General features: G+C 47.6%; 9 protein-coding genes. 8 read left to right on the top strand and 1 reads right to left on the bottom strand.

The window, feature by feature from the left end:
- The 4 genes from Q0340_RS03525 to Q0340_RS03540 form a co-directional block, all read left to right on the top strand.
- A partial coding sequence (locus Q0340_RS03525; protein ID WP_298082184.1) for a cbb3-type cytochrome c oxidase subunit I occupies positions 1-1,425 on the top strand: 1,425 nt, incomplete at its 5' end.
- A 244-nt stretch (positions 1,426-1,669) separates the two neighbouring features.
- Positions 1,670-2,113 (top strand): GatB/YqeY domain-containing protein, encoded by a 444-nt coding sequence (locus Q0340_RS03530; RefSeq protein ID WP_298082185.1) that lies wholly within the window; start codon positions 1,670-1,672, stop codon positions 2,111-2,113.
- A 231-nt stretch (positions 2,114-2,344) separates the two neighbouring features.
- A complete protein-coding gene (locus Q0340_RS03535) occupies positions 2,345-2,962 on the top strand; it encodes a hypothetical protein (RefSeq protein ID WP_298082186.1) in 618 nt (205 codons plus the stop codon).
- 52 nt (positions 2,963-3,014) lie between these two features.
- Positions 3,015-3,650 carry a hypothetical protein gene (locus Q0340_RS03540; protein ID WP_298082187.1) on the top strand — a complete coding sequence of 212 codons (636 nt, stop codon included), beginning with the start codon at positions 3,015-3,017 and terminating at the stop codon, positions 3,648-3,650.
- Positions 3,651-4,008: 358 nt separating this feature from the next.
- Here Q0340_RS03540 and Q0340_RS03545 read toward each other — a convergent pair whose 3' ends face one another.
- The gene (locus Q0340_RS03545; protein ID WP_298082188.1) at positions 4,009-6,255 is read right to left on the bottom strand and encodes a hypothetical protein; all 2,247 of its coding nucleotides are present in this window, start codon (positions 6,253-6,255) and stop codon (positions 4,009-4,011) included.
- Positions 6,256-6,460: 205 nt separating this feature from the next.
- On the opposite strand from Q0340_RS03545, the gene groES reads away from it, so the two are divergent.
- From groES to Q0340_RS03565, 4 genes are all read left to right on the top strand, one after another.
- On the top strand, positions 6,461-6,724 hold the full coding sequence (gene groES / locus Q0340_RS03550; protein ID WP_005871710.1) for a co-chaperone GroES: 264 nt from the start codon (positions 6,461-6,463) through the stop codon (positions 6,722-6,724).
- 12 nt (positions 6,725-6,736) lie between these two features.
- Positions 6,737-8,374 carry a chaperonin GroEL gene (groL, locus tag Q0340_RS03555; protein WP_005871709.1) on the top strand — a complete coding sequence of 546 codons (1,638 nt, stop codon included), beginning with the start codon at positions 6,737-6,739 and terminating at the stop codon, positions 8,372-8,374.
- A gap of 598 nt (positions 8,375-8,972) precedes the next feature.
- Positions 8,973-10,010 carry a hypothetical protein gene (locus tag Q0340_RS03560; protein ID WP_298082189.1) on the top strand — a complete coding sequence of 346 codons (1,038 nt, stop codon included), beginning with the start codon at positions 8,973-8,975 and terminating at the stop codon, positions 10,008-10,010.
- A 628-nt stretch (positions 10,011-10,638) separates the two neighbouring features.
- Positions 10,639-11,161, top strand: a 523-nt coding sequence (locus Q0340_RS03565; RefSeq protein ID WP_298082190.1) for a flavodoxin-dependent (E)-4-hydroxy-3-methylbut-2-enyl-diphosphate synthase, incomplete at its 3' end; no start/stop codon positions are given.

The raw sequence follows: 11,161 nt of genomic DNA on the forward strand, positions 1-11,161 counted from the left end.
TTAGCGCTTACGCCGTCGCAAAAGGCGCTCGGCAAATACCTTTTCGTAGCGATTGCGTTGTTTGCATTTCAAGCCTTCATCGGCGGCTTTGTTGCGCACTATACGATTGAGGGTCAGTCCTTTTTCGGGCTTGATATTTCGCAATATATCCCTTACTCGCTAGCTCGCACCTGGCACGTGCAGGCGTCCATTTTCTGGATCGCTACGGGCTTTTTGGCGGCGGGATTGTTTCTAGCTCCGATCATCAACGGCGGCAAGGATCCGAAATTTCAAAAGCTCGGCGTGGACGCGCTTTTCTACGCGCTTCTTTTCTTGGTCGTCGGCAGCTTCGCGGGCGAATACATGGCGATTGCGGGCAAGATGGATCCAAGCAGCAGCTTCTGGATCGGACATCAAGGATATGAGTATTTAGACCTCGGTAGAATTTGGCAGCTGATACTGTTCGTGGGTCTTGTGATCTGGATGGTGCTCGTGCTTCGCGGCTTTATCGCGGGCTTTAGAGCCGAGGGCGATAAGAATTTATTGGCGATCTTTACCGCTTCGGTTATCGCCGTGGGGCTTTTTTACGGCGCGGGACTATTTTACGGACAGCGCTCGCCGATCCCTGTGATGGAGTATTGGCGCTGGTGGGTCGTGCACCTTTGGGTCGAGGGATTTTTCGAGGTTTTCGCGACGGCGTCTTTGGCGTTCGTATTCGCGTCCTTGGGCTTAGTAAGCAAGAAATTTGCCACCTACACCTCGATTGCTAGCGCATCGATTTTCCTAATCGGCGGAATTCCTGGCACCTTCCATCACCTCTATTTTGCGGGCACCACTACGCCGATAATGGCTGTGGGTGCGAGCTTTTCGGCGCTTGAAGTCGTGCCTTTGGTGCTTTTGGGTTCGGAGGCGTTTCATTACTACAAGCTTCAATTCGCGCAGGATTGGGCCAAGCGTTTAAAATGGCCGCTTTACTGCTTCATCGCCGTGGCGTTTTGGAATATGCTGGGCGCGGGCGTTTTCGGCTTTTTAATTAATCCGCCGCTCGCACTATTTTACATTCAGGGCTTAAACACCACCGCGGTGCACGCGCATACGGCGCTATTTGGCGTATACGGCTTTTTGGCGCTCGGCTTCGTGTGGCTCGTGGCGCTGTATATTTACAAAGACAAAAACTTTGATGATACGCTGATGAAGATCGGCTTTTGGGCGCTAAATGCGGGTCTGCTTCTAATGGTGCTAATTTCGCTTCTTCCGGTTGGAATTTTGCAGGCGTTTGCGGCGATCGACGTGGGTATGTGGTACGCAAGAAGTGCGGAATTCTTGCAAAAAGATAGCCTCTATGGGCTCCGCTGGGCGCGCATCATCGGCGATACGATCTTTTTGGTTGGAAGCGTGTGCTTCTTGCTTCAAATCGTGCGAATGATATTCTCACGCGCTAAATAGAGCCTTTGCGAGCTCTTATCGCTTGCTTGCCCCGCGGGAATTTTATATTCTTGCGGGGCTTTTTAAATTTTACTCGGCTTCGCGCGAGCTTATTTTCGCGGACGATATTCGCGCAAGCTTTAAATTTAGCCGTAAATCATGCTAAATCTTTAAAATTTTAAAATTTCATCCCCTTAAATTTACCCGAGCCAAATTTTAAATTTGCTACAATTCCGCCTGAAATTTCAACTTCAAGGAGCGAAAAATGAATGTGCGAGAGCAAATTTTAGAAGACATTAAAACGGCGATGAAAAGCGGCGATCACTTCCGCAGAGACAGCCTGCGGATGCTTAACGCCGCGCTTAAGCAGGTCGAGGTGGACGAGCGCATCAGCCTTAGCGACGAGCGCGTCTTTAGCATACTTCAAAGCGAGATCAAGCGCCGAAATGACTCCGCGGCGCAGTACCGCGCGGGCGGTCGCGACGATCTGGTGCAAAAAGAGCAGGGTGAGATCGAGATTATCGCGTCCTATCTGCCCGCGCAGCTGAGCGATGCCGAGCTTGCCACCGAGGTTGGCTCGCTAATCGCGCAGCTCGGTGCGAGCGGCGCAAAGGATATGGGGCGCGTGATGAAAGCCGCCAAAGAAGCGCTTGGTTCAAGTGTGGACGGCAAGCGGCTGAGCGAGGCGATTAAAGCGGCACTGAAGTAGAGCCGGGAATTTAAAAGCCGTGGCTTTGCTTCTCGGCGGAGTTTTGCGGAACGCAGAATTCCGTATCGAAATTCCGCACCAAAAATTCTGCGTCGGGATTTTATAGCGCGGAATTTTGCACTGAAATTCCGAGCGTGAAATTTAAGGCGTAAAATTTTGCCGCTGAAATTTTTTGAGATAGAGCTTTGGCTGCGGAATTCATACGCTAATTTAAAATTTTAAAGGATCATCATGAAAAAATTTATCGCGGTTTTACTAGCTGTCCTGCTTGTGGGGTGCCAGTGCAAACAAAACGTAGTGCCCGGAGCGAATGAAACGCCCGAAAAAATCACGGCATTTTTCATAAACGACGGTAAAGAATACATCGTAGGCGAGAAACTCAGCTATGTGCTGACGGATGGCTCATCGCTTAAGAAAATTTCGGAATTTTACGACGGCGGATACGCCAAGGGGCTTAAGCGCGAGTTTGTGCAGATCGAAGTGACGGATGCGAAAAACGGCGAGGCGCGCGGCAGCTTCAGTGCTTTTTTAAACTCTGCCGCAGGAGCAGACGTCGCCAAAATCAAAGCTCTAGCGAACCGCATCGAAATCGATGAGAAAAAAGGCGAGATAGAAGCGATTTTCTACTTCGATGCGCGCGTCGTACAGATCAAAAATCTTAGCGAAATAATGAAGCCAAGCGATAGGCTGCGCTCTCCGATCCCGGCAAACATCGAGGTTAGGCCTGAACGCTGCGAGGGCAACGCCCTATTGTATACGATAAGCACCATCGTAGCTGTGCCGATAATAATCGTGGGAACGGTACTGTTTTTGCCCGTGGTGATGATGCAGGAATATAGCCCGCGATAATAAAAGCCGTAAAATTCCGTATCTTGCAGCGAAACTTACAATGTAATGATCGATGAAGCTCGGCGAAATTTGGCATAACTTAGATCGTAAGTTCGATCTATTTATGATCGCATTTTATTTGGCGGCGATGTGGTACGGATTTCTTTTTAGCTTGAATCCTAAAAGCTTAGATGATCTGAAAATTGCGAATGGAATAATCATGGATGTCGGAAGCGATGATGGGCGCGAATATATGCAGATTTTTACGGATGAGCGCAAATTTATCAAAGTCTTTTTAAATGGCGATACGGATAATTTAACCTCCTTTTATAAAAATAAAATTTTGCTCAATGCAGCAATTGCTGAAGCTAATTTTAAGCGGTCAGGAGCGGACGAGTGGCAAGGCGTGAATATCAAGCCTTCTATTTCGCTAATCGCATACGAATGGCTGGAAGGCAAGCGAGTTAAAGCTTGGTATCAAAGCCGTCCGTTTCCGTTTCAAGATCGCGGCACGGCATATCAAGTTTTATTTTTGGATTACAATGCAAGCGCCGATCCGCCGCAGCGCGAGTATCTGATGAAATTCAGATATGACAAATACGCTACGACGGATGATAAATTTACAGCTATGGTATTTGGAGCCTTGACGCTCATTTTTCTTGCGATTATGGCGGGTAAATTTTATAAAGCATGGCGCCAACTACAATAAACGTTGCGCCGCGAAATTTTAAGTAGCATCGGATAGGCTGAAAACAAGGCGCGCAGTATCGATACGAAGCATTTTAAAAGACGCTAGTTCGGCGCATAAAATTTTATCGCATATAGTGGCGGCGAGTAGGATAAGCTTACGGCGATAAATTTAAATCGTCATCAAAAACAGATCGAAACGAGATTTAAAATTTTGATAAATAGCGTCCGCCGAGTTTTGAAATTTTGCGGCTCTAGCTGCGCCGGCTAGCGCGAAATTTTAAAATTTAAACTGCGCGAGATTTCAAAATTTCAAAATTTTAAATTTCGCGCTCGTTAGCAGTATCCATAAATTCCAAATGTTAAATGGGGCGGATGGGCTAAAATAGCCCATTTATCAGCCCTTTAATCGCGTCAGATCTTTCCTTTTTCGCGTCGTTTTTGCTGCTGTTATCGTCCTTTTTCACGCCGAAAAGTTTGTCGATACCCTTGCCGATCTGCTTGTCGAGCTTGCCCTTTAGATAGTCCGATCGCACGTCGTATTTCGGCTCTTTGATCGTGCCGGTGATGTTTATCTCAAGATCGGTCTTTTCGATATTTGCTTTAACCGGCACCGAAATCGCGCCCGTTTTGCTATCCAGCGCGCCGCCGGTGACGTTTAGCTTGCTTTTTTGCGCGCTCATATCGGCGTTGAAATTGATTAAATTCTGCTTGATCGTGCCGTTTACTTTGGCGTCGTTATAGACCTCGCCGCCAAGATCACGGCCTAAAATTTTGCCGATTTTATCGATCAATCCGCCGCTAGGAAGGCGGCCGTTGTTGATGATCGAGTCAAATTTTCCGCTGTGCGAGCTCGTATTATACGTAAGATTTGCGTTGCCCGTGCCGTCGTAAACGTGATCGATATTTAAAAGCGTCGTAAGCTCTTTGACGATGAAATTTTGGATTTTAAAGTTCGCTTCATCGCCTGCGATCTGTCCGTTCAGCTCGCCGCCCGCGACCTTGGAATTTATGGTCGCAAACAGGCTCTTGCCGTCGTGCGAAAGCTCGCCCGTCGCGGCAATCTTGCCGTTTAGTCTGCGATTTAGAAAAAATTCTAGTCGCTGCAGACTCGGGATCAGCAGCGCGTAGTTTGCTTTAAGCGCTTTATTTTTGAGCTCGTAGGTGCCGTTTAGGCTCTGAAGCTGCGCCAGATCGGAGTTTGCGCTTACGCTAAAGGTCGCGACGGAGTTTTTGATATTTGTCTGCGCCTGCGCGTCCGCTTTCAGATCGCTCGGGAAGTTCTTGCCCGTCGCGCCGTCTAAAAATTTCTTAAAAATCACGCCGTTAGCGAGCGAAATTTGCGCCGTGCCGTTGATGCCGTCTTTTAAGCTTAACTTCGCATCGCCGTTTATCGTGCCGTTTCCGATCGCGTTGCCGTAAAACAGAGCCGAAAGCACGGCCAGATTTAGATTGCTCGCCTTAAGCTTTAGATCGCTTAAATTTCCGCTCGCATTCAGGTTGCCGCCCATCGCGTTTAAATTTAAGTTTAGATTTTTAAGCTCATTTTGCGCTAAAGCCGCGCTAAGCTCGCCGTTTGCCTTGCCCTGTAGCTTCACTCCCAGGACGTTTTGCAGCGCGGCTAGATCGTTTGCGTTTAGCTTTGCGGACAGCTCGCCGTTTTTGTTTTTCAGGTCAAATTTGGCTCCCGCATCCGCTTTAAGCGCGTCTTTAAATGCTGAAATTTGCGAGTTTGAAAGCTCAAGCGTAGAAAAATCGGTCTTTAAATTTCCGTTTGCTTTAACGTCGCCTGAAATTTTACGCCCGATAAGGCTTTCGAGCTTCGCTAGATCGGGCAAATTCAGATTAAAATCTGAGTTTAAAGTTTTGTTTTTCAGATCAAATTCCGATTTTTCGGCGTTGATCTTGCCCAGAGTCGAATCGATCTTGCTTGCTGCTCGCAGGACGTCATTTTGTGCCGTGATGTCTGAGTTTAGCGTGATCTGCACGCCCTTTGGGATGGAGATATTCATATCTTTAAACGCAGATTCGTTTAGGATCAAATTTGAGCTCTTGATACTTGCGTTGCCCTCTGCACCGCCGCTGCTAGCCTTGATGTCTGAGAGAATGTCGATATTTCCTTTGGCGTAGATCGGTAGAGAGGCCACGGCAAGGGCTTTTTCGATATTTATAGCCTTAGCGTCGATTTGCAGATCAAGCGGGCTAAGGTCTTTTAAATTTGCCAAAAATTTTACGTTGCTATCAAAAATCCGCCCGCTGCCGTTGATGCCGAATTTGCCAAGATCGCCTAAAATTTGCCCCTTAAGGCTTAGCCCTTCACTCGTTTTGATGCCGAGCTTGGCTAGATCGTGCGCGTTTGCGTCGTAGTTAAGATCGAAAGAGCGCGCAAAAAGCGAGTATTTGCCCTTTACGTTTACGTTTGCAGCGTCATTTACGTTGGCGCTGATGTCCAGATCGCCGAAATTTAGATCGAATTTCTCAAGCTTTACGTCAAGGCCGCTTTTTTCTTTGATCAAATTTTCTATGTAAGGCTTGGTGAGATTGTTGCCAAAATCGCTGAAAAATATGCAGCCCGCGCCTACGATAAGCAGGATTAAAATTCCTGCGATTATGCCGAAAATTTTCATTTCGTCCCCTTAAAATTTAAAATTTGAGGGTATTATAGCCCTTAAAATTTAACGTTTGAAATCTCAATACTTGAGTTTAAATCACTAAAGTTTTATAAAAATTTTTCATAAACTATTGACAAGATTTTAAATTTTGCATATAATCTTAGCACTCAAACACATTGAGTGCCAATTTTAGAAATCACAAATCAAAGAAAGGACTGAAATGAAATTTCAACCACTTGGCAAGCGCGTTCTAATAGAGCGCGAGGAGGAAACAAAAAAGACCGCTTCGGGCATCATCATCCCCGACAATGCTTCAAAAGAGAAGCCTTCGACCGGCAAAATCGTAGCCGTCGGCAGCGAATGTGAAGGCGTCAAAAATGGCGATACCGTAGCGTTTGCAAAATACGCAGGTAGCGAGATCAGCTTAGACGATAAGAAATACCTTATCTTAAATTTAGAAGATGTTTTAGGCATAATTAAATAAAAAGGATTGAAAATGGCAAAAGAGATTATTTTTTCAGACGACGCAAGAAACAAGCTTTACGCGGGCGTTAGGAAGCTAAACGACGCGGTAAAAGTTACGATGGGACCTCGCGGTCGCAATGTCTTAATCCAAAAAAGCTTCGGCGCTCCGGCGATCACAAAAGACGGCGTAACCGTCGCTAAAGAGATTGAGCTGAAAGATACACTAGAAAATATGGGCGCTTCTTTGGTGCGCGAAGTAGCGAGTAAAACCAACGATCAGGCAGGCGACGGCACTACTACAGCAACCGTGCTAGCTCACGCGATCTTTAAAGAAGGCCTACGCAACGTAACTGCGGGCGCAAATCCGATCGAAGTTAAGCGCGGTATGGATAAATTTAGCGCTGCGGTTATCGAGGAGCTAAAAAAATCCTCTAAAAAAGTAAGTGGCAAAAAAGAGATCGCTCAGGTCGCTACGATCTCTGCCAATAACGACAGCGCGGTGGGCGATCTGATCGCAGACGCTATGGAAAGAGTCGGCAAGGACGGCGTTATCACCGTAGAAGAGGCGAAATCGATCAACGATGAGTTAAACGTAGTCGAGGGAATGCAGTTTGACCGCGGCTATCTAAGCCCATATTTCATCACAAATGCAGAAAAAATGCTAGTCGAGCTAAGCTCGCCGCTAGTGCTTCTATTTGACAAAAAAATTACAAATTTAAAAGACCTATTACCGGTTTTGGAGCAGGTTCAAAAAAGCGGCAAACCGCTTCTAATCATCGCCGAGGATATCGAGGGCGAGGCACTTGCGACTTTAGTCGTAAATAAACTTCGCGGCGTGCTAAACATCTCCGCGGTCAAGGCTCCAGGATTTGGCGATCGCAGAAAGGCAATGCTTGAAGATATCGCGATTTTAACGGGCGGCACCGTCATCAGCGAGGAGCTTGGCAGAACGCTAGAAAGTGCTTCTATGGCCGATCTTGGACAAGCCGAGCGCATCGTGATCGACAAAGATAACACCACTATCGTAGGCGGCGCGGGCAAGAAAAAAGATATCGACGCGCGCGTTTTGCAGATCAAAGCTCAAATAGCCGAGACTACGAGCGATTACGACAAAGAGAAGCTTCAAGAGCGCATGGCCAAGCTTAGCGGCGGCGTCGCGGTCATCAAGGTGGGCGCTGCGACCGAAACCGAGATGAAAGAGAAAAAAGACCGCGTGGACGATGCTCTAAACGCAACCAAAGCAGCCGTAGACGAGGGTATCGTAATCGGCGGTGGCGCTGCGCTAATCAGAGCCGGACTTAGCGTAAAGCTAGCCCTAAGCGGCGACGAGCTTATCGGTGCGGACATCGTTAAGCGCGCGCTTTTCGCTCCGCTTCGCCAGATCGCAGAGAATGCGGGATTTGACGCAGGTGTCGTAGCAAATAAGGTCGAGCAAGGCTCAGATAAAAAATTCGGCTTCAACGCCGCAAACGGCGAGTACGTCAATATGTTTGAGGCAGGTATCATCGATCCTGTGAAGGTCGAGCGCATCGCGCTTCAAAACGCTGTCTCCGTCGCAAGTCTGCTTCTAACGACCGAAGCGACCGTCAGCGAGATCAAAGAGGAGAAACCTGCAATGCCTCCAATGCCTGATATGGGTGGAATGGGCGGCATGGGCGGAATGATGTAGAGCCCCATAGGAGCGTCATTCGGCGCTCCTATGCCATTGCAACGGCGCTGTGAGATTTTGCAGCGCTCTGCAATGCCTTATGTGCGGCGATGTTTTAGCTATACGCCGCTAAAATGATATGTGCCGCGTTTTTAGATACGTCTGAAGCGCGGCGATTTATTATGAATTAGCGATTAAGCGGTGTGATTTTTAGTCACTGCATGATCTGATAAATTTCGTATCTCACCGCAAATTTACGGTTTTGCCGCATTATCCTTTAAATTTAAAAACTTTATCTGAGCTTGCTTTTTACCTTAAATTCTGACTTGCCACTCAAAATTTAAGCGCAGAATTCTAAAACTTTAAAATTTTCAGCTATCCCACCTAAACGCTTACAAGATAAAATTTTTTCGTGGCGTCATATTTTTAGTGTGATAAAATTCTATTACCAGATAGAATCCTAGCTGCGGAATTTTTAAAGCTTAGCCTTTATCCAGGTTTTTATTTGGCGATACGGCTTGGAATTAGAGCTGAAATTTCATAGCCTCACTCATTAAATTTAACGCGGCTTAATCTAAGCTTTGCTAAATTTCGCCTAAAATCCATGGAAAGGAAAACGATGAAAAATTTAGCTCGTATCTTTTTAATTGCGTTCATTTTGGCGAGTTTTTCTAGCGCTTTTGCTGCGCAGCAAAGCCACAAATCTAAAATTTCATCTCAAAATCTGCGAGCCAAAGATCATCCGAGTAAAAATACCTCGGCAAAATCTCCTGCCGAGCCGCATGCTAAAAAACCTGCAAATGCTAAAAGCCTTTCCAAATCCAAGCTCACAAAAAATACGCGCGCATCTAGGAATTTCGCTAAAAATTCCACGCAAAAAAGTGCGAAAAATTTTACTAAAAATCCCGGGCAAAATTTCGCATCGCATTCTGCGAGAAATAAAGCATCTAGGCTCCCAGCCAATCAATCAAGTAGTCAGAATGAAGCTAGCAAGAGTCTAGTCGCGACGCTGATGCGTTTGCCAAAGACCCGTATCTATGAGGATGAGGCGCCAAGCGCTCGCGATACTGCGCAAACTTACAGAGGCGCAGATATGCGGAGAAGCGTAAGCGCGCAAACTCACGGAGGCGCGGATGAGCAGACCGGCAAAACCGTAGACGCACGAACTCGAAAATTAACGACGACTCGAATTGCGCAGCCGCAAGCTCGCTACGGCTATAGTGCAACTCGTTCTAGTGCTATGGGGCATACAGCTGCATCTCATTCGAGTGCCACGAAGTATACGGCGCGTCAAAATGCCCGCGCGCCCTATCTTCCCACATCTGCTCGCTCTAGCCGTGCGATAGGGCGCCCTAGCGGTAGCGCGCTTAGTAAGATGTCGTCGCCAAAGCGGGGTAATGCGTTAGGACAAGGTGCTGCGATGCGTTATGATGAGCGTTGGGCGAAGCCCGCTCCACAGCCGTACGAGTCTGCGCCTGAGACCGAGAAAAAGCGAGGGCTGATATTTTCGTCGCAGTGGGGCCCCGCCGCGCCGAAAAGTAAGTGGCAGCAGCACGAAGCCCCGACGGATGACGCTTCGTCGCGCAATGAGTCGGTGATGGATATGCTGCAGGACAAGATGAGCAGGGTCAAGGTGAATATGGAGCTAGTGCGCTAGCCTAGGCGGCACGCCGGCGCAATTTATATGCGTAGGCGGTTTAAATTTTGCTGCCTCTATAAGATCGCGATACTGGCGCGGTATGCAAACACGAACGCTGACGTTTTTTCGGCTTTGCCGCCGTGCGAAAAATGCCCTACTGCTGCAATTAAAAATAAAATTTTCATATTTCATCCACGCGCTTTGAAATTTCACGGCTGCATGCCGCGCTGCTAGGATAAACCAGACTGCACTCGTTTTGCGCGAGTGAGCGCTGCGACGATACTGCGGTTAAAATTTCGCCGAAATTTCAAGAGCTTAATTTCGTAATTTTGCATTGTAGGACTTCGCCCGCCTGCTAAATTCGCAGAATTTTGCTTGGCTGCGTGGTTTATTAAATTTCGCTTGCCATCAAATTTTATAGAGTTTCATTTGTTGTCGGAATTTTTAGAATTTTATTAGATGGCGGAATTTTATAGACTTTATTCGCTCAAATTTCGCGGCAAAATGAAATTTTTCGTAAGCGCGAAAGCAAAATTTAGTGGGTAAAATCCTGCAGGCGAAATTCTACGGCGGCTAGCGAGTGCGAATTATTAAATTTTAACCCCGTTTTGAATAAAATAGCGCAAAAAATTCTAAAGGCTTAAATTTGAAAAATCGCTATCCGACCCGCCAAATCTCCGTCGGCTCCGTCAAAATCGGCGGCGGCGCGCCCATCTCCGTGCAGTCGATGAGCTTTTCTAAGACCAAGGACGTGGAGGGCACGCTAGAGCAGATTAACCGCCTGTATTTCGCGGGCTGCGACATCGTGCGCTGCGCCGTGCTCGATAAAAGCGACGCTGACGCGCTCGCGCGGATCAAAAAAAGCTCGCCGCTTCCCATCGTAGCGGACATCCATTTTAATTTTCGCTTGGCGCTGCAGGTTGCGGAATTCGTCGATGCTATCCGCATCAATCCGGGCAATATCGGCGGCAAGGATCGTATCAAGGAGGTCGTGCGCGCGTGCAAAGCTCGCAGCCTGCCTATCCGCATCGGCGTAAATTTGGGCTCACTCGAGGAGCAGTTTGAGCAAAAATACGGCCGCAGCGTGGAGGCGATGGTGCAAAGCGCGCTGTATAACGCCGCGCTGCTGCAGGATGAGGACTTTAGCGACATTGCGATCTCGCTTAAGA

The sequence above is a fragment of the uncultured Campylobacter sp. genome (genome assembly GCF_938045595.1).
In the GTDB taxonomy this organism is placed as follows: Bacteria; Campylobacterota; Campylobacteria; order Campylobacterales; family Campylobacteraceae; genus Campylobacter_B.

Coding starts and splice junctions, on each gene's coding strand:
- groES (WP_005871710.1), top strand. CDS start 6,461: ATGAAATTTCAACCACTTGGCAAGCGCGTTCTAATAGAGCGCGAGGAG.
- Q0340_RS03560 (WP_298082189.1), top strand. CDS start 8,973: ATGAAAAATTTAGCTCGTATCTTTTTAATTGCGTTCATTTTGGCGAGT.
- Q0340_RS03535 (WP_298082186.1), top strand. CDS start 2,345: ATGAAAAAATTTATCGCGGTTTTACTAGCTGTCCTGCTTGTGGGGTGC.
- Q0340_RS03540 (WP_298082187.1), top strand. CDS start 3,015: ATGAAGCTCGGCGAAATTTGGCATAACTTAGATCGTAAGTTCGATCTA.
- groL (WP_005871709.1), top strand. CDS start 6,737: ATGGCAAAAGAGATTATTTTTTCAGACGACGCAAGAAACAAGCTTTAC.
- Q0340_RS03530 (WP_298082185.1), top strand. CDS start 1,670: ATGAATGTGCGAGAGCAAATTTTAGAAGACATTAAAACGGCGATGAAA.
- Q0340_RS03545 (WP_298082188.1), bottom strand. CDS start 6,255: ATGAAAATTTTCGGCATAATCGCAGGAATTTTAATCCTGCTTATCGTA.